The organism is Tepidibacter hydrothermalis (assembly GCF_029542625.1).
Taxonomy (GTDB): Bacteria; Bacillota; Clostridia; order Peptostreptococcales; family Peptostreptococcaceae; genus Tepidibacter_A; species Tepidibacter_A hydrothermalis.
On sequence record NZ_CP120733.1, the window covers coordinates 3,729,314 to 3,749,001 of the forward strand.

Genomic DNA, 19,688 nt, shown 5'->3' on the forward strand with positions numbered 1-19,688 from the left:
AGCTGCATTCAAAAGATGTAAAATGGACCCTTTGTCAAGGACATTATAAAAAAAGGGTTAAGCTGCATTCAAAAGATGATTTCTAAATTGTTTAGGAGTCATCTTTTTTAATCCCCATTGACATCTATAATTATTATAGTAATCCATGTAATTATCAACTTTATTAATTACTTCTTCAAGTGTAGAACATGTTTTGAAATCTACTTCATCCTTCATATGACCAAAGAAGGATTCTTGAGGTGCATTATCCCAGCAGTTACCACGTCTAGACATGGATTGTCCTAGATTATGGCTTTTTAGTAATTTTTGGAATTTAGGGCTTGTATAGTGGACCCCTTGGTCAGAATGGATAAAAGCTTCATCATGTAAATCAGCTTTATGTGTATTAACTAATTTTTTAATTGTAATTGTAGCTATATCTAAAGTAATTCGATCAGATACATGATATGCTAGAATATCGTTACTAGAGCTATCTTTGATAGCTGATAAATATGCCATTTTATTTATCCCGTAAGGGATGTATGTGATATCAGTAAGTAGCACCTTGCCAGGAATACCCTGTTTGAAATTTCTCTGTAGCAGATTAGGTACTACTCTATGTTCTTTTGTCGCTTTGGCTATTCTTCTATACGGATTGGCTTTTCTTATAGGACATACTATACTGTATTTTCGCATAATCCTTTGGATTTTTTTTCTACTGTATATAATACCAAACTCATTTTCTAGTGTCATTTTAATTGATCTAGAACCTTTCTTATAACCTCTATAATTATAAGCCTTTAATATAATATCTCTAGCTTTTAAATCTTCATTCTCCCTTATAGTTCTAGAAGGTGCTGTCTTTAAATAATGATAATAACCTGAACGTGAAACCCCTAAAATTGAGCAGCAATAAGAAACTGTGCCTGAATAATCTTTTTTAGACACAGTCTTTAAAATTAACTCATATACTTCATTATTTGTTAGATTTACGCAGTTGTTTACCAGCCTCCTTTCTGTCACGTCGAGCTTTTTTAGCAATTCTAATTGTTCCTCAAGCAGTTTTATTTTAGCTTCTTGTTTGCTAATAATATCGTCCTTTGAAACTGGAGCATTACTTGGTCTGCCTGAATTCACTCTTCTAGTATCACTTAATCCTATAATTCCATCTTTCTTGTACGCTTTTATCCATCTGGCTGCCGCCTGTTCATAGCGCTTGACACCAAGTATTTCAACGTCAAATCCAGCATCAATGAAAATAGTTCGTGGTGTGCTTCCTCTTAAATACTCCTCAATAAACATTATTTTAAACTCGTCAGAGTATGTTATTGACTTCTCGCTAACGCGCTTTACATAAGGGTTCTTATTTAATCTTTCAATATTGTCTTTTGAAAATGTAATTTTACTCATACTAAAGGCCTCCATATTCAATGATAATTATACACAAAAAAGTACCTATAAACTAGACACTCTTTTTTATGTGTCCAATCTATAGGTACCATTTTAATGATTTCTAAATTGTTTAGGAGTCATCTTTTTTAATCCCCATTGACATCTATAATTATTATAGTAATCCATGTAATTATCAACTTTATTAATTACTTCTTCAAGTGTAGAACATGTTTTGAAATCTACTTCATCCTTCATATGACCAAAGAAGGATTCTTGAGGTGCATTATCCCAGCAGTTACCACGTCTAGACATGGATTGTCCTAGATTATGGCTTTTTAGTAATTTTTGGAATTTAGGGCTTGTATAGTGGACCCCTTGGTCAGAATGGATAAAAGCTTCATCATGTAAATCAGCTTTATGTGTATTAACTAATTTTTTAATTGTAATTGTAGCTATATCTAAAGTAATTCGATCAGATACATGATATGCTAGAATATCGTTACTAGAGCTATCTTTGATAGCTGATAAATATGCCATTTTATTTATCCCGTAAGGGATGTATGTGATATCAGTAAGTAGCACCTTGCCAGGAATACCCTGTTTGAAATTTCTCTGTAGCAGATTAGGTACTACTCTATGTTCTTTTGTCGCTTTGGCTATTCTTCTATACGGATTGGCTTTTCTTATAGGACATACTATACTGTATTTTCGCATAATCCTTTGGATTTTTTTTCTACTGTATATAATACCAAACTCATTTTCTAGTGTCATTTTAATTGATCTAGAACCTTTCTTATAACCTCTATAATTATAAGCCTTTAATATAATATCTCTAGCTTTTAAATCTTCATTCTCCCTTATAGTTCTAGAAGGTGCTGTCTTTAAATAATGATAATAACCTGAACGTGAAACCCCTAAAATTGAGCAGCAATAAGAAACTGTGCCTGAATAATCTTTTTTAGACACAGTCTTTAAAATTAACTCATATACTTCATTATTTGTTAGATTTACGCAGTTGTTTACCAGCCTCCTTTCTGTCACGTCGAGCTTTTTTAGCAATTCTAATTGTTCCTCAAGCAGTTTTATTTTAGCTTCTTGTTTGCTAATAATATCGTCCTTTGAAACTGGAGCATTACTTGGTCTGCCTGAATTCACTCTTCTAGTATCACTTAATCCTATAATTCCATCTTTCTTGTACGCTTTTATCCATCTGGCTGCCGCCTGTTCATAGCGCTTGACACCAAGTATTTCAACGTCAAATCCAGCATCAATGAAAATAGTTCGTGGTGTGCTTCCTCTTAAATACTCCTCAATAAACATTATTTTAAACTCGTCAGAGTATGTTATTGACTTCTCGCTAACGCGCTTTACATAAGGGTTCTTATTTAATCTTTCAATATTGTCTTTTGAAAATGTAATTTTACTCATACTAAAGGCCTCCATATTCAATGATAATTATACACAAAAAAGTACCTATAAACTAGACACTCTTTTTTATGTGTCCAATCTATAGGTACCATTTTAAAAAGATATCTCCTTTTTAATTCACATGTTATTTAATTTTATGTGGGTTATCTAAACTTACTATAAAAATATATAACATACTAATCGGTATTTTAATCCCCTTTATTTTCGATTAAGTACATGATTTTCCTTAGAATTCTACTTACTTATCGTCTTTATTTTTAATATACAAGAACCTTTTTTGATTGTCCTTTATAAAATGATATTAAGGACATTCTTAAGGAGGTTAATACACATGAAACTTGCAAGACCGTATATATGTATACAAAAATATATGTGCATGTATCCTTTAAGTAAGGGATTTAAGAGAGGAACTATTTTCCCTGAACTTTATAAACCATATAAAAAAGGATCTTATAAAAAATGTAAAAAATAAGTCAGCTAGGAGGAAATAGTTATGAAAGATATATCTAGAAATGATTTATTGACTAAAATTCAAGAAGTAGAATTTGCTTGTCTTGATCTTAATCTATACTTAGATACTCATCCAAAAGATCAAAAGGCTTTAATGGACTTTAACATGCTTGCTGAAGAAGCTTGTAGGTTAAGAAAAATATATGAAATGAAATATGGTCCACTTACTAATTTCGGATTTTCATTAGCTAAATATCCATTTAACTGGATAAATGATCCGTGGCCATGGGAATATCAATAAGGGGGATTAACTTATGTGGATTTATGAAAAAAAATTACAGTATCCTGTAAATATTAAAACTAAAAATATAGAAATGGCAAAATATATAATAACCCAACTAGGTGGACCAGATGGAGAACTAGGTGCTGCTATGAATTATCTTAATCAAAGATATACTATGCCAACCAGTAAGGCAAAAGCTCTCCTTACAGATATAGGTAGTGAAGAACTTGGTCATGCAGAAATGATATCTGCTATGGTATATCAATTATTAAAATGTGCTACACCTGAAGAGTTAAAAGCTGCCGGTCTTGGTTCTCAATATACACAACATGACCATGGAGTATTTCCTTGCGATGCAAGTGGTGTTCCATGGACTGCATCTTATGTAGGAGTTTTAGGAGATCCTGTAGCAGATCTACACAACGATTTGGCTGCTGAGCAAAAAGCTCGTGTAACATATGAACATCTTATAAATCTTACAGATGATCCAGATATAATAGATCCACTTAGATTTTTAAGAGAAAGAGAAGTTGTTCACTATCAAAGATTTGGTGAAGCTTTAATGGATGTATATGACTTTAAAGACTGTAAAAAAATATATTAAAATAAAAAATAAGAGCTGTGAATCACAGCTCTTATTTTTTATACTCTATATTATGTTTTAACATTCTATCAACTATAGTAGACATCTCTGCTCTAGTTAAATTTCTATTTGGATAAAACATATCTCCTTCATAACCTTTTAATATATTCATACTACTCATCTTATTTATATATTCATATGACCATATATTATCATTTACATCATTAAATTTAATATTATCATCACTATAATCATCTTCTATAAGCCTACTTAGCATAGCTGAAATTTCTGCTCTTGTTATAGGATCATTTGGATAGAATTTATTGTCTTCTTTTCCATTGATAAGACCATATTTTTTAGCTAACTCAATCTCATTATATGCCCAGTAATCCTTTGATACATCATCAAAACTATCAGAAGTTATATATACATCATCTATTTCAAGAAGTCTTGTCAATATAACAGCAGCTTGAGCCCTTGTTAAATTATCATTCGGAGCAAAATACATATTTGAGATTCCATTCATTATTTCATTATCTATCATGCTATATATACTATCACTAGCCCAGTGATCATATATATCAACTAAATATTCACCATCTAACCATCTTGAATAATAATTCCAAATACTTTTATCTTCCTGCCCTAAACTCCAGCTTCCACTTCCTTTTAAATCGTATTTTTCTACGAGTTTTAATTTTTCTATTATAGACTCTTCATTTTCATACCAGTATACATATGTTCCATCCTCTTTAGATACAGTGGCCTTTACAGATTTTGAACTTTCATCAAATACAACATCAGATGGATATTTACTTACAGTTTCTTCTATTCTTTTTAAACTAGCTCCATGTCCTCCATAAGATTCTCCTTCCTTCCAATACCTTCCATAGAATGGTATTCCAAGTATAACTTTGTCTTTATCTACATGTTTAAGCAGTTCTGTAATTGAATTTTCAACGAATTGTATACTAGCAACTGGCCCTTCTGGTCCTCCTATATAACTCTCATCATATGCCATCAAAAATATATAATCACTATAAATAGCTAACTTTTCATAGTCATAAGAACCATGCCATCCGTAATTCCATCCATTCGGATTTGCAGCAACTGCTACTGAAATTTCTTTATCATTATCTAAAATTTCATTCAATATTTTTACAAAATCAGTATAATCATCTTTATCTGCATCAGTAACATTCTCTATATCTACATTAACCCCATCTAAATCATATTTTTCTATAGCTTCTGCAATTTGATTAGCTAAATTATACCTATTAGAAAGAGCCTTTCTTCCCAATTCTCTATCCCAATGATTACTAATAAAGGGAACTACTTTTACTCCTTTATCATGCATATCCTCTATTAAGTCTTCATCTAAAGTTTGAGTTATTTTTAAATTTCCATTCTGATCTATATCAAAATAACTAGGATAAACAGTATCTAAAGAATTATTAGTATTACTTACTGCATCTTGATACTTATACTTGTTTCCGAAATATATATATCCTGTATTTATTCTTTGCGAATAAGCTGTATATTGAAATCCCATAGCTAATATACAAATAATAACTATAATATTATTTATAAACCCCTTCCTCATAACATACCCCCTCTTAAAATAATGTCGTCACTATCTATAGTACATACTAACTATACATCCATTCAACAGGTAAGTAGTGTATGTTAATGTAAATTCTTTCAATAAAAAATTCATCTATCTACAAAAAAAAGCTATTCCATTATAGAAATTTCTTTCTAATTTGGAATAGCTTTTCTAAGTTTTGATTATAGGAATAGTTATTATAAATTTACATCCCTTATCTACATACGGATCTAAATATATATCTCCTCCATGTTTTTTTATTATTGCTCTTGTTATAGCAAGTCCAAGACCTGTTCCTCCAGTTTTTGAATTTCTAGAAGAATCCGCTCTTACAAATGGTTCAAATATATCTTTAATCGAATCACTCTTTATCCCTATACCATTATCTTCAATATTTATAATAGCATCGTTATTTGCTTTTCTAATAGAAACCTTAATAGTAGACTCTTTTCCACTATATTTTATGCTATTAACTATTAAATTGCTGATAGCTCTTTGCAAATATTTATCAGATATATCGCACATTATCTCATAATCAGGAATATCAAATTCATAATCCATACTATTTTCTTCTATCTCAAAAACATAATCTATAAGTAATATCCTGATAAATTCACATATATCCTGCTTTTTTAATTCTATTTTATTATCATCACTATCTATTTTCGACAATTCAAATAAATCGCTTATAAGCTCATTAGCTTTTTTGCTATTAGACATTATTATATTTAAATATCTATTTTTAATTGATTCATCTAATTCCATATCATAATATATTGTCTCAGAATATCCCATTATATTAGTTAGAGGAGTTTTTAAATCATGAGATATATCAAGTATCAATCTTTTTCTATTCTTCTCAGCTTTCTCCCTAAGAAATATTTCTTCTTCTATTTTTTTACTCATATTATTTATAGCATCCTTCAGAATACCTAATTCATTCTTAGACTTTATTTTAATTCTAGTATCATAATTACCCTTGCTTATTTCATTAACACCTTTAACTAAAGATTTAATAGGTCTTACTAAACTTATAGATGTCCATTTAGCATAAATAATTATAACTATTAATAGTACTAATACAAATATTATAAATATAACTTTAAGTACCTTTTGTATGAATTTAATTTCCTGATTTGGAACAGAGGCCAATAGAATATTGTCAGTTTCTTCAGAATAATAAACATTAAAACTATTTGATTCTTCATTTATATCCTCTGAGTATTGATAATAATAATAATTTGGTATTATTATTTTATTAAATTCTTTTTGTTCATATACATATCCCTTTGGATGTACACTGTTATACTCATCTAGTACTGTTAAATTTTCATCTAAGAGTTCTATATATGAATTATCTTTAATTCCCTCTATTTTACAGGCTCTATCGATTCCATGCTCATATATATTTTCATAAAGGCTCTCCATATCTACATCATCTATAGTTCCTTTATTATGCTTTGCAATATAAGTCATCCCTCCAGCAAAGCTAAAAATCAATATGAATACTACTATTACGAATAAAAACAAATAATTCAAAAATAACTTTGTAGATATATTTATTTTTCTAAAAGGATTAGATATCTTAATCATAATTTTTTTCCATTCTATAACCTATTCCCCTTATTGTTTTTATATACTTAGGCTTTTTAGGATCCTCCTCTATCTTTTCTCTTATATGACTTATATGAACCATTATAGTATTATCATCCCCATGATACATATCTCCCCATACATTCTCATATATTTGTTTCTTAGTATACACCCTTCCTATATTTTCCATGAAAAGTGATAATATTTTCAATTCCTTAGGATTCAAATCTATATCTATATTGTTCTTTCTAGCTATATAATTTTCAGTATCTATACTTATACTTCCGTTCGTAATTATTTTATTAGAATTATTTACACCATACTCTATATATCTTCTAAGATGAGCTTGTACTCTAGAAATAACCTCTGCTATACTAAAAGGCTTTACAACATAATCATCAGCACCCAAGCCAAATCCTAAAACTTTATCCGTTTCATCATCTCTTGCTGTCAAAAATATTATAGGAACTTTACTCGTCTTTCTTATTTTAGAAACAGTCTTGAACCCATCCATAATCGGCATCATGACATCTATAATTATTAAATCAATATCATTTTTATAAAATAACTCTAACGCCTCTATTCCATTTGATGCTTCAATTACATTATACCCTTGACTAGACAAATTAACAGATAATAAGTGCCTTATGTCCTCTTCATCTTCTACAATTAAAATATTTATATCCATATGACGACTCCTTTCATAAAGTGAAACTTAATTCAGATGGAGTTTTTACTCCAACTGAATTTTTAGTTGAACTAATCCAGAAGCTGTAGAGTTCTTATCTCCATCATTAAGAGGGTGGAGCCTTAGAACTCTTAGCTTTCGGATAAGTCTGTATATCTTATTATAATTTATATTTATTATAAATTTAAGAATTATTTAATATTATTTTAAGTTTTATGTATTATAATGTAATTTGAGTTATTAATATTTTCATTTATATCCTCAATATTAAAATCTAACAACACGACAATTAAAGCAAAAAAATCTCCTATAACATAAACGCTATAGGAGATTTTTTTATTTATTTAACAGCAGCTACAACTGACATTTCAACTAATATAGACTCTCTAGCCATCTTAGCTTCAACACATGCTCTTGCAGGTTCAAATCCATCTTCAACCCAATTATCCCATACTTCATTCATATCTTGGAACATAGACATATCTTTTACGTAAATAGTAGTCGATAATACATGTTTTTTATCTGATCCATATTTATTTAATAAATCTTCTATTTTCTCAAGTACAACTTTAGTTTGCTCTTTTATTCCTTCTTTATCTGAACAAGTTTGTCCACATAAGTAAACAGTTCCATTATGTACTACAGCACGACTCATTCTTCCTGTTCCTTCATATCTTTTAATTTCCATTGTAAGTACCTCCAATTTGTTATTATAACCTTTAGTAATTATAACAAAGCCTTTTATTATTTTCAATTGTTAAAAAAGAGCTTCAATTAAGAAGCTCTTTTTTCTAAAACTGTACAGTTAAAGTAAATTCTATATTTTCATATCCTGTAGCCTCTATAACACAAGTATTAGTGCTTCCTGATTTAAAGCTACTCTTATTTATTTTTATAACTTTATCTTCACCTGAAGTATCTACTTTATAAGTAGCAGATTCACCACCTACAGTAACACTAGTTATATTATCTTTCCAATCCTCACTGTAGTTATCTATCTTAAAATCTACTGTAGAACTAAGAATCATACCCACGCTTTTATCTTCTACTGTAGGAGATACCTTAGCAGATGACGGTGCTTGAGCTTCTATACTAAACTCTTTATCCTTATATCCATCTTTTTTGATAATCAAAGTATAAGTTTTAAATTCATTGAATTTTGATCCAGGAACTGTAAACTCTGATCCAGTTTCATCAATATTCGTATCACTTGTTATATTTTCTCCATCTAACCAAGCACTTAAACCTGAATCTAAATACCCTTTACTAATTTTAACATCTGTTCCTTTATTAATTGGACTACTAGTTATTAAATCAACTGAATTCAGTTCAGGAATTTCTTTAGCCTTTACATTGACATTTGCGACTAAATCCTTGTATCCATCTATTTTTACTAAAATGTCATTATCTCCAACTTTAAATACATCTTTATTTATAGTCAATGCATTCCCGCTTATAGTATAATCTGTATTCTTAGTAATTTCAGTTGAATTAATAGATATACTGCTTACACGAGGAGCCCAAGCAGCATATGTTACCTTAATATTTTCATCTTGGTTCACTGAATTTGGAAATCTATTGTATGGAGTTTGTAACTCTATATCATTAACCCCTACATCAACACTTATATTATTATATCCATTAGACTCTATAACTAAATTATATATTTTAGGTTGAGTAAATAAAGATTTATCTATACAAAGATTTTCTCCTAATATACCACTTTCAAAAGTATATTTAGATTTATCGACTATAGATCCATCAACCTTTAATACAATATTATCTTTCCAGTCCTCATAATTGCTCATTGTAATACTATTTATACTGACTTTAACATTTTCACCTACATTAACAGGATTAACAGATGCACTTGGGCTATTCTTTAATGACGGCTTAGTATTAGTTGAGGAACCTTCACCGTTATCATCAGGTACTGATATACTTCCACTAACAACTATATCAAATTCCTTATCTTTGTAACCAACAGCTTTAACTGTTATTTTATAAGTTTTTTCTGAACTAAAGTTAATTCCTTTAACTACAGCACTAGTCAGACCTATAGATGCTTTGCTAGAATTTAATTCCTTTTCATCTAATAATATCTTGCTGACTTTATAACCTATAGGAGCTGCTGAATAGTCTATAGTAACATCATTTCCAGCTTTTATACTTTTATCACCTAATACTCTTACTTCATAAGGAGCATTCTTACCTTCTAAAACCATTATACTTTCTGTTAAATCATTATATCCACTTGCACCAAATACTACAGTTTTTTGACCTGAATCTTCAAATAAATCTCCTTTTATAATGAATTTACCTTCAGCTGAGTAATAGTCATCTCCTTTAGCAAGAGTTTTTCCATCAACTATAACTTTATTTATATTATTTGTCCATTCATTAGAATACATCCAAAAATCTTGTCCTTGATACTTAGGAGACTCAGTTAATCTATCTGGATTTAATAAAGATGATTCTCCTAACTCTACTTTTAAGTTAATATCCGAATAATTCACAGCTGATATCTCTATATTATATTCCTTACTACTTGAAAATACTGACTTATCAATAGTTATAACATTGTTGCTTAGAGAATACTTATCCTCTGTAAGTAAAACATTATCTACCTTAACCTTAAAATTATTTTCCCAATTCGTAAAATCTTTAAAGAAACCTTTATTTACATTTAATTTAACATCTTTACCAACTTTCAAATCATTTTGAGCATCGACTTGTGGTGCTTCTTTTACAGTATCAAATACTATCGTCTTATCTTCATATCCAGTTGCAAGTATTTTAACAGTGTGGTTTCCAGATGATAATCTAGTATTTAAAGTTATATTTCCTTTATTTATATCAATTGAACTTTGAGAAATACTGATTCCATCTAATACAACTGATGTTATTCTATTTCTATATTCTTGATTATCTACAAAATCTAATACAAGATTTTCATCTTCAATAGCACTCTTTATATTAATATCAGGTGCACTATCACTATTAGAAGATAAACTATCTAAATCTAATACTTTAGTAGTAAATGAAAGATCTTCAAATCCATCAGCAACAACTTGAATATTAGTATCTCCAGCTGATAAAACACTAGGATCTATAGTTATATTAGATAAACTTCCTATAGAATACTTATCTTTAGATAATTCATTACCACCTACAACAACTTTAGTTATATTGTTAGACCAATCATATACAGCTGAATCAAACTTAAACTTAACTCCATTTGTTAAATCAGATTTAGTTATTGTAATATCATTAAGTCTTTGTTTCATAGTTTGAGTATAAGTATAATCATCATACCCAGAAGATTTTATAACTACATTAGTATCCCCTTTTCTAAATACAGATTTATCTATAGTTATTCGACCTTCTTCTATTGTATATTTACTTCCATCTAAATCTTTACTATATGGTACATCCACTCTGATTGCTGTTATATTATCTCTCCATCTAGGATTATCGTTATTCCAAGTTAGTACTACATTATCTCCAACAGCTCCACTATTATGAACTATTGTCGGTATAACATCTTGAGAAGGATCTACTACAACATCTCCACCATCTTCTAGGTTAAATGTTAATCTCTTATCCTCATATCCGTAAGCTTTAATAAATAAGTTTTGATTTGTTGTGTCCTTGAATAAATCTTTATTTAGGACAATCTTATCTGATTGAATCTTATATCCCCAATTAGATGGTAAAGAATCAAAGTTATAAAGTTGTCTTCCGTTTAAAGTTACTAACTCTAAATTTGTTACAAAGTCACTGTCTACTCCTAATATATTAACATTTTGATTGTTTTTATTAGTATTAGGGTCTAATGTAAGTCCTATGATTCCCTTTTCTATAATAACATCTACTTTTTTATCTTCATAACCTTGAGCAGATATAGTTATTTTATTTGTACCAGTTGTAAATCTTCCTCCATTTATAGTTATAGAGTTATTGACTACTTTATAATCTTTCTTGAATAGTTCTACATTTCCAACCTTTATAGATTGAATTTTACCACTCCATTCATTAGGATCAAATGTAATAACTACATCATTTCCTAATTGTGTAGTATTAGTATTTACAACTGGTCCTTTAGATGAATTAACCGGATTATAAGGCTTTGCCTCTCCATATGAACCATCCTCTAATACATGTTTTACATTATATGGCATACCTCTCCAATTAGGATTAGATGGATCTTGTATATACTGATCAAAGGTTACATGTTTTCCTTCAACTTGAGCATCAGATACTGCATCTGTAAATGAATTAAAATCTACCACCCTATTAGATCCCTCATTATATGCTCCATCTTTTATCGTACCTTCCCATATATCAAGAACCTTTTTAGAGTTATTAGTTTCTTTTCCTATATTCTTAAGTATTTCGGCGTTAGATATCATATCAAAGTCAAATACAATATCCGCAGGCATATATATACTTCCTCCACCACCTTCAGAGTCTGATCCGCCTCCTCCTGATGCAGCACTTATAGTATCTACTCTCATTTTAGGTTTAGTTACAATTGTATCAGACATTTTTACTTCTTCTTTATGGTCTACCTCTGGAGGTATATATCCTGTTTTATTTTCTTCAAGTATAAAGGTTTTCTTAAAATCCTTATATCCCTTAGCCTTAACAACCAAAGTATGTTCTCCTTGAGTTAATTTTTTTAATGACTTATTTTCTAATCTTATTAAATTAGATATAACATGGTATTCTTCACAAGATCCTTCAAGCTTTTCTCCATCTAATAAAACTTCGTATACAGGGTTTGTAACTCGATAATTGAAATCTACAAGTTCGAATAATAGATCACGATTAGCTATTCTTGGAAGACTTGGATCTATTTTTATACTTCCCTCTTTTACTATATCGATGTTTATATCTTGAACATCATATCCTGTTGAGTATATCCTCACAGGATGTCTATCATTATAATCTATAGCTCTAGAATCTGCATATATAATTATTTTTCCATCTTCAATTTTATAAACAAGTGCACTCTCTACATTAGGATCATGCTCTAAATATGGATTTTTTCTTGTTATTTTGTATATATTAGATTGCCATTGTTTATATTCTGGCTTACTTGTATCAAACTTTATTTCAACATTATTACCATATTCTACAGCCTCACAGTTAAGAGTAGGTATTCTATTGTCTACTGCTTTTACACCTTCATTTTCCGTATCAAATTGTGTAATAGTTGGCTCAAATCTTATACTTCCATCTTGGTTAAAGTTCGTTCTATGATAATCCCAAACAGCTAAAGGTCTATGTCCTACTATTTTATCAGGTGCTGCATAAGCCACTCCCGACGCCGCTAAAAACTGAGTAGCTATTAAAAAAGCCCCAAAACTTTTTTTCCAATCATTATTTTTCATAATAAACTCCTTTCATTTTTTAGTTTTTATTTAAATTAAATTTCTCTTCTATTTCACCTTTTTTCACTTTAATCTCTATAGCATTTCTATTGTCTAGCTCGTGTTTAAGCACACTTCCAGCTGTATTTACCTTTTGCATGCTCAGCTTATTATTATTTATAAATATTTCATAGTCATCTAATGTTCCAGTTTTCAAAGTAAGAACTGCATATAAAACTCCTTCTATCTCCATAATCTCAGTTCTATCTTTGTCTATAAATTTATAGTTATTTTCATCAATTATAGGTTCATTTATAAAATTTAAATGAAGGTGTTTTTCTACTCCACCAAAATCATCCACTATATTCTCAAATAAATCTTTGAAAAATACAAAAGGTATCGGTTCTGTATTTGAAGATGTATGATTCAGAGCATTACCAGTAGCTTCAATCTCTATATTTTTATCATCTATTCTATGTAATTTAAGTCTTAATCCATCTGTAGTTTTGCTACAATCACTTGCACCAGATACAGCATCTATATATCCATTTATATCTGATTTGAACTTTATATTTTTTTCATCTTTTATAGTTATTTTAATTTTATTTGATATACTTCCATCATTAGAATTAGACTCTTTAAAATTAGTAGTATCAAATAATAAATCATCGATAATTAAATTTTCTTTAGCTACTTCTTCAGCTACACCTTCTCCAAATTTAAATATTTCCTCATCTGAAGAATTTTTAAGCTTTACAGTTTTTATATCTCTTTTTGTAACTTCTGACTTAATTATAGTTCCAGAAGTATTGACCTTTTTCATATCAACCGCTTTATCATCTATGAAGAAACTATAATCATTCACACTACCCTTATTTAAAACTACTACAGCATATAAAACTCCTTCTATTTCCATAATTCGAGTTTTATCTGTATTTATTATAGTTTTACTTTGTTCTTGATTATTTTTATTTGTATTATTGTTGTTTGTATTATTGTTATTACCCGTATTATTTTTACTATTATTGTTATCTGTATTATTTTTACTGCTTGTATCATTGCTATTACTAGATGTAGAGCTTCCACCACCTGACTTATGACTTTTTCCTTTACTGCTTGATTTAGATGCTGAAGACTTAGTATCTGTAGTCTTAGTTTCTACTTTTTTCTTACTTATCTTTACACTATCGCCACGTGAAACTTTTTTATCGTTTATTTTTACTTCTTTTGATTCAACTTTTGTTTTCTTTATCTCTCCAAGATTGTCTATTTTAATATTTTTGACTTTCTCATTTATTTGAAGCTTTTCTACAACAGCATCCTTAGATAGTTCTAATTTAGAATCTGTCATAATTTCTACATTTTCAATTTTTGTATTTCCCGTAAGAACGACTCTCACATTTTCTTTTTTATTATTAACAGTTAAATTTTTAGCTTTTACATTGTCTAAATGTATGCTGTTTTTTCCTCCACCTTCAATGAAAAGTCTTTTATTTATTTCAGAATTGCTTATTGTAACTTCTCCATTTCCTACCCCTTGTGTTATGTATATATTTCCACTTACTTTTAGATTATCTAGATTTACATCTTTTGTATTTATTATAATATTTGAATTTATATCTAAATTTTTTATATCCTCAGGTTTATTTACTATAACTCCAGAAGTTCTTGAAAGCATAGTAACTGCTTCAGCTCTAGTAATTTTATTTTTAGGTCTAAAAGTTTTATCTGAATATCCGTTTATGTATTTATTTTCATATAAAGCACTTATACTGTTTTTTGCAAATTCAGATATATTATTTTTATCTTTAAAATCTAAATTAGTTGATTCGTTTTTCATCTGAAAAACGTTTGCAACTATTGTAGCTGCTTCCTCTTTTGTTATATCTTTATTAGGATTTGCATAAAACTTACCATTTATCTCATATCCATTTAAATAACCCTTTTCCTTTGCCTTAAGTATCTCTGATGCATACCAAGAGCTATCATCTACATCTTCAAATGTATTCTGTGATTTATTTTGAAGATTGAATATTCTATTTACCATAGTTATAAACTCTGCTCTTGATATGTGTTTATCAGGTTTTAATGTATCATCACTATATCCATTTATTATATTTTTATCTTTAAATTTATTAAGATCATTTTTTGCCCAATGTTTTTTTTCATATTCCAAAACCTCTTCTTTAGTAGGTACTTTAGTTTCAGATTGCTTAACTTGGACTTTTTTTATTTCAGATTTATCATTAAGCTTATTATTATTTGTTTGATATGATTTCTTTTGTGCTGTTTTAGTAGTTGTCTTTTTAATATTTTTTGTAGTCTGTGATTTAGAATTTGATGTAGATTCTTTTTTAGATGCTCCAGAATTAGTATCTGTATTAGATGTTTGACCATATGATACGATTAAATTACTAAATGCAAATACTGAAATTACAAATATACACAGAATTTTTCTCTTTAAATTAACGTGCATTTAATCTCCCCCTTCTATTAATTGATAATAATAATCATTTCTTCCAATTCAACATAATACCTTATTTTGGTATAAGTGTCAATAATAATTCTCAATTGTCATTGATTATCAAAAGTTTTCTATTGATCAAAAAAATACCGCCCATATGATAACTCTTTATCATATGGGCGGTATTTTTTGATCTATTTATTTTTCATTTTAGATTGCTAAAATTTTGCGTATATTATACTATTTATTTTCAAATTTACTATCCATATATTTAACAAGAGGAGCTATTTTTACTAAAGTAGGAGCACCTTTCATCCAAACTTGTTGCTTTAATACTTCTAATATCTCTTCTCTTGTTGCTCCGTACTTGATAGCTTTATTCATTTCTAATTTTCCTCTAGTTTCATTTTCTTCAAATACAGATGTAGCCAAAGCAATTAAATATCTATATTTAAGAGGTATAACTCCATCACGCCAAATCTCATGGTGATAACTCGATATTATCTCTTGAAAGCTTTCTCCAAAACTATTAGATACCATAACCCCAGGTGGTATAAAACCTATTTCTTCTTTAAATTCCTCTTGCAATTTCTTCCTATCCATAAAAATCCCTCCTTTTTATTCATATGATACCCATTTTTTTATAATAAATATCATAAATTGCTAATGTAAGTATAGATTCTACCATTCAATCATATAGTTTATAGAATTAATATTAATGGAGGTGTCGATATGGTTATAACACCTGATGTTCCCGTATTAAACTATATAAAAAAAGGTAATGTTAAATACTTTGAACTTGTAGCACAACCTATACGAAGAGAGATACTGCCAGGTATTTATATAAATGCTTGGGGTTATAATGGATCAACCCCAGGTCCTACTATATTTGTATATCCTGATGATGAAGTCTGCATAAGAGTATACAACCAACTTCCACAACCTACTAGTGTTCATTGGCATGGTCTTGATATTCCAAATAATATGGATGGAGTTCCAGCAGTTGAACCATCTCCTAAAATAAACCCTGGATGTTATTTTGATTATAGATTTAAAATAACAAACCCACCAGGAACTCACATGTATCATTCTCATTTTTATACTATAGTTCAGGATATGATGGGACTTGAAGGAGCATTTATAATCCTTAATCCTGATGAAAAAAAAGAAGATATTCAAAGAGATTTTTTCATCATGCTTGGCTCGCATACACTTAAGAATATAGATCCTTTTTCTTTAAAAAAAGGAGTCTATGATATCAACCCTTTCTCAATGGATGCAAATTTCTTCACTATGAATGGTAGATGTTTTCCTTATACTAGTAGGCTTTTAATTGAAAATGAAGATAATGTAAGGATAAGATTTGGCAATATCGGGATAGCAAACCACCCTATACACTTTCATGGACATCAATTTCTAATAAGTGCATCAGATGGCAATACCATAAAAAAAGAAAATAGACTACTTAAAAACACTATATTAATTGAATCTGGATCTACATGGGATATAGAATTTTACGCAAATAATCCAGGTATCTGGCCTCTTCACTGTCACTTCCCTCACCATGTTAGCAATAATAAAACTCTTCCATTTGGAGGCATGGCAACTGCCGTTGTATATAAAGGATTCGATAGTAAAAAATATCAAGAATATGCAAAATGCTTTTACAAAAAAAATATAGGGTTTTGATATCAAAACCCTATTGGTATTCCTGTATTTGGATTTATTTCATCATTTATTATTCCAGTTCCTGTAACCTTAGTTCCTTCTTCTAGTTTAGGTTGTGTTGAAGGGTTTTGAGGATAATTAGTACCATCATGTTTCATAACAGCGCAGAATGGCTTAATTCCTCCACCAGATACATACATTATCAAATCATTGTATCCATTAGTCTTTGTATCACTTACTATTACAGGTGTATTTACTAATGTAAATTGTGAAATAACCTCATAATCTCCATTTAACTCTTTGAATATGGCTGCACTACATCCTCCAGTCCCACATGTAGCTGAACCTACTAAATATACAAATACTTCAGGAACCCCATCAGAATCAAAATCTATTCTATTATAATAGTATCTTGTATTGTCTGATGGTTCTAGTTTATATAAATCTATAATAGCTTCTTCAAGCTTTTCATCTTTAATATTCTCAGAATAAATATATTTTACATCTGAAAAATCCGATCCACAAACAATCTTAGTTTCATCTTCTTTTTCTGATCCAAAGATCCCAACAGTTTGGAAAAACGGTGAAAAACTGCTACCATTCCATTTAAGAGATGTTTGAACATAACCAAGTCCATCTGCATTATATCTTCCAGCTATTCTCTGCTGTGCATATAATTCATATACTCCATCTCTATTAAAATCTATTGGATATAATCCTCCAAGAGGATTTACCCATCCACTAATACTTTCTTTTAATGTTCCATCTTCATTGTATATCTCAGATAAGTACTTATCTCCCTTATATTCAATATTTATTATATATCTTTCTTTATCGCTCTCTTCTATTACCTCTACTTCGTAATAATCCATATAATTTACTTCATACTGATTATCTTTATTGAATTTTTCAAAATCAAATATAAGCTTAGGTTTATTTCTTAAAAATGAATATATATAATAAAAAGCATATCCACCACTGCCTCCAGAATCTATGGCTACAAAAATATTATCTACTCCATCATTAGTAAAATCACCTAAAAATATAGTCGGATTATACCCTGCATCCTCTTTAAGCGGAATTATATATTGATGACCTGTTTTTCCATCCACTATCTTTATTCGTATATTATCTCTAAACGGACTGCTATCTCCAAAAGGCTTATCTCCTATTAGATATACATTATCAACTACTTTATCTCCATTAACGTCTCCTCTTTCAAAATCCAATATATAACTTTTTTTATTGTTTTTTCTCATATGTTGTTGAAAAAACATAGGATTGAAATACATTATATCACCCCTTAAACATTTCACTGTATTCATATAATATGCGAAATGCTTAATTAGGTTTACACTAATATATTCTTTTCTGTATTTCATCTTTTAATTGAATAGCTTTTTCTTTTGAAGGATAAGGATATTCAAATTGAAGTAGTCTATTTATAGAACTAAGTGCATCTTCATATTCACCTGACTTAAATTGAGCATCAGCTAAATAATATAAATGTACCGGAGATAGTGGAACTTCTTTTGTTTTTTCTTTATAGTATTTCACTACTTTTTTAAAATAATATGGATATACATCTATAGCCTCTATTAAACCATTATCACACCATCTTAAAACCTTTACTTTGTAAGCCTCTCCTGTATCATGAATCCATATTGCAATTTCTACTCTTCCACCTTCACCTTTCATATCCTCAATATCTATCTTGCTATAATATATTTCGCTAGGTGATATATTAATAAGCCCTTTATTGGTATATTTATATATATAAAGCTCAGACCATATTGATCCAACTTGCCATCCAACTATAATATCGTCTTTAGCTGTGTTTGTAACACGTGCTGCAATTAGTTCGGTTATGTCATACCCCGAGCCCTTTACATTTCCTATAATACACCAACCATTATATACTCTCTTTAGTACTACTATATAGTTTTCTCCTTGCCATTTATAAGCTGCTACTATCTCATTAAATCCATATCCATCTATATCTGCAAGAATTACTGCTTTCTTATTATTTCTAAGAGTCGATACCTCTGCCATATAAGGCAAGAAACACTTAACTATATTAACCAAATAATCTCTATATACCATTTAAAACAACCCCTATTAACTTTTTTAAATATATTATGCAAGTGTATTCTAATCGTTGAAGATAAGGTATAAAAAT

General features: G+C 29.2%; 15 protein-coding genes. 4 read left to right on the forward strand and 11 right to left on the reverse strand.

Features of this window, described 5'->3' with window-relative positions; all coding sequences use genetic code 11:
• Window positions 1-57: 57 nt before the first annotated feature.
• Both P4S50_RS17610 and P4S50_RS17615 read right to left on the reverse strand, forming a co-directional pair.
• On the reverse strand, window positions 58-1,389 hold the full coding sequence (locus P4S50_RS17610) for an IS3 family transposase (RefSeq protein WP_277730718.1): 1,332 nt from the start codon (window positions 1,387-1,389) through the stop codon (window positions 58-60).
• A 93-nt stretch (window positions 1,390-1,482) separates the two neighbouring features.
• Window positions 1,483-2,799 (reverse strand): IS3 family transposase, encoded by a 1,317-nt coding sequence (locus P4S50_RS17615; protein WP_277732130.1) that lies wholly within the window; start codon window positions 2,797-2,799, stop codon window positions 1,483-1,485.
• A gap of 331 nt (window positions 2,800-3,130) precedes the next feature.
• Here P4S50_RS17615 and P4S50_RS17620 point away from each other — a divergent pair, with 331 nt between their 5' ends.
• Genes P4S50_RS17620 through P4S50_RS17630 form a run of 3 tightly spaced genes read left to right on the forward strand, consistent with a single transcriptional unit; the run spans window position 3,131 to window position 4,136 of the window.
• Complete coding sequence (locus P4S50_RS17620) at window positions 3,131-3,271, forward strand: spore coat associated protein CotJA (RefSeq protein WP_277732131.1); 141 nt, start codon at window positions 3,131-3,133, stop codon at window positions 3,269-3,271.
• Between the two features lie 21 nt (window positions 3,272-3,292).
• Window positions 3,293-3,550, forward strand: a complete 258-nt coding sequence (locus tag P4S50_RS17625; RefSeq protein ID WP_277732132.1) for a spore coat protein CotJB — start codon at window positions 3,293-3,295, stop codon at window positions 3,548-3,550.
• 13 nt (window positions 3,551-3,563) lie between these two features.
• Entirely contained in the window at window positions 3,564-4,136 is a 573-nt protein-coding gene (locus P4S50_RS17630; protein WP_277732133.1) for a manganese catalase family protein, read from the forward strand.
• 31 nt (window positions 4,137-4,167) lie between these two features.
• Here P4S50_RS17630 and P4S50_RS17635 read toward each other — a convergent pair whose 3' ends face one another.
• The 7 genes from P4S50_RS17635 to P4S50_RS17665 form a co-directional block, all read right to left on the reverse strand.
• Window positions 4,168-5,718, reverse strand: coding sequence for an S-layer homology domain-containing protein (locus tag P4S50_RS17635; protein ID WP_277732134.1), 1,551 nt, complete (start codon window positions 5,716-5,718; stop codon window positions 4,168-4,170).
• 174 nt (window positions 5,719-5,892) lie between these two features.
• Window positions 5,893-7,314: a HAMP domain-containing sensor histidine kinase gene (locus P4S50_RS17640; protein WP_277732135.1), complete on the reverse strand. Its 1,422-nt coding sequence runs from the start codon at window positions 7,312-7,314 to the stop codon at window positions 5,893-5,895.
• Entirely contained in the window at window positions 7,307-8,002 is a 696-nt protein-coding gene (locus P4S50_RS17645; protein WP_331489653.1) for a response regulator transcription factor, read from the reverse strand. Before P4S50_RS17645 ends, P4S50_RS17640 begins: the two co-directional genes overlap by 8 nt.
• Window positions 8,003-8,342: 340 nt before the next feature.
• Entirely contained in the window at window positions 8,343-8,690 is a 348-nt protein-coding gene (locus P4S50_RS17650; RefSeq protein WP_277732136.1) for a RidA family protein, read from the reverse strand.
• Window positions 8,691-8,793: 103 nt separating this feature from the next.
• Window positions 8,794-13,398 (reverse strand): hemoblobin-interacting domain-containing protein, encoded by a 4,605-nt coding sequence (locus P4S50_RS17655; RefSeq protein WP_277732137.1) that lies wholly within the window; start codon window positions 13,396-13,398, stop codon window positions 8,794-8,796.
• Between the two features lie 19 nt (window positions 13,399-13,417).
• Window positions 13,418-15,853 (reverse strand): S-layer homology domain-containing protein, encoded by a 2,436-nt coding sequence (locus tag P4S50_RS17660; RefSeq protein ID WP_277732138.1) that lies wholly within the window; start codon window positions 15,851-15,853, stop codon window positions 13,418-13,420.
• 228 nt (window positions 15,854-16,081) lie between these two features.
• A complete protein-coding gene (locus P4S50_RS17665) occupies window positions 16,082-16,444 on the reverse strand; it encodes a carboxymuconolactone decarboxylase family protein (RefSeq protein WP_277732139.1) in 363 nt (120 codons plus the stop codon).
• A 129-nt stretch (window positions 16,445-16,573) separates the two neighbouring features.
• Between P4S50_RS17665 and P4S50_RS17670 the strand changes: the two genes are divergently transcribed.
• Window positions 16,574-17,530: a multicopper oxidase family protein gene (locus P4S50_RS17670; RefSeq protein WP_277732140.1), complete on the forward strand. Its 957-nt coding sequence runs from the start codon at window positions 16,574-16,576 to the stop codon at window positions 17,528-17,530.
• 2 nt (window positions 17,531-17,532) lie between these two features.
• Here the strand turns inward: P4S50_RS17670 and P4S50_RS20170 are convergent, their stop codons facing one another.
• Together P4S50_RS20170 and P4S50_RS17680 are read right to left on the reverse strand one after the other, a co-directional pair.
• On the reverse strand, window positions 17,533-18,801 hold the full coding sequence (locus P4S50_RS20170; protein WP_331489654.1) for a hypothetical protein: 1,269 nt from the start codon (window positions 18,799-18,801) through the stop codon (window positions 17,533-17,535).
• A gap of 64 nt (window positions 18,802-18,865) precedes the next feature.
• Window positions 18,866-19,612, reverse strand: coding sequence for a hypothetical protein (locus P4S50_RS17680; protein WP_277732141.1), 747 nt, complete (start codon window positions 19,610-19,612; stop codon window positions 18,866-18,868).
• Window positions 19,613-19,688 lie beyond the last annotated feature (76 nt).

What these genes read in the sequence shown, in the direction of transcription:
- P4S50_RS17610 (WP_277730718.1), bottom strand. Translation starts at nt 1,389, where the DNA reads ATGAGTAAAATTACATTTTCAAAAGACAATATTGAAAGATTAAATAAG.
- P4S50_RS17615 (WP_277732130.1), bottom strand. Translation starts at nt 2,799, where the DNA reads ATGAGTAAAATTACATTTTCAAAAGACAATATTGAAAGATTAAATAAG.
- P4S50_RS17620 (WP_277732131.1), top strand. Translation starts at nt 3,131, where the DNA reads ATGAAACTTGCAAGACCGTATATATGTATACAAAAATATATGTGCATG.
- P4S50_RS17625 (WP_277732132.1), top strand. Translation starts at nt 3,293, where the DNA reads ATGAAAGATATATCTAGAAATGATTTATTGACTAAAATTCAAGAAGTA.
- P4S50_RS17630 (WP_277732133.1), top strand. Translation starts at nt 3,564, where the DNA reads ATGTGGATTTATGAAAAAAAATTACAGTATCCTGTAAATATTAAAACT.
- P4S50_RS17635 (WP_277732134.1), bottom strand. Translation starts at nt 5,718, where the DNA reads ATGAGGAAGGGGTTTATAAATAATATTATAGTTATTATTTGTATATTA.
- P4S50_RS17640 (WP_277732135.1), bottom strand. Translation starts at nt 7,314, where the DNA reads ATGATTAAGATATCTAATCCTTTTAGAAAAATAAATATATCTACAAAG.
- P4S50_RS17645 (WP_331489653.1), bottom strand. Translation starts at nt 8,002, where the DNA reads ATGGATATAAATATTTTAATTGTAGAAGATGAAGAGGACATAAGGCAC.
- P4S50_RS17650 (WP_277732136.1), bottom strand. Translation starts at nt 8,690, where the DNA reads ATGGAAATTAAAAGATATGAAGGAACAGGAAGAATGAGTCGTGCTGTA.
- P4S50_RS17655 (WP_277732137.1), bottom strand. Translation starts at nt 13,398, where the DNA reads ATGAAAAATAATGATTGGAAAAAAAGTTTTGGGGCTTTTTTAATAGCT.
- P4S50_RS17660 (WP_277732138.1), bottom strand. Translation starts at nt 15,853, where the DNA reads ATGCACGTTAATTTAAAGAGAAAAATTCTGTGTATATTTGTAATTTCA.
- P4S50_RS17665 (WP_277732139.1), bottom strand. Translation starts at nt 16,444, where the DNA reads ATGGATAGGAAGAAATTGCAAGAGGAATTTAAAGAAGAAATAGGTTTT.
- P4S50_RS17670 (WP_277732140.1), top strand. Translation starts at nt 16,574, where the DNA reads ATGGTTATAACACCTGATGTTCCCGTATTAAACTATATAAAAAAAGGT.
- P4S50_RS20170 (WP_331489654.1), bottom strand. Translation starts at nt 18,801, where the DNA reads ATGTATTTCAATCCTATGTTTTTTCAACAACATATGAGAAAAAACAAT.
- P4S50_RS17680 (WP_277732141.1), bottom strand. Translation starts at nt 19,612, where the DNA reads ATGGTATATAGAGATTATTTGGTTAATATAGTTAAGTGTTTCTTGCCT.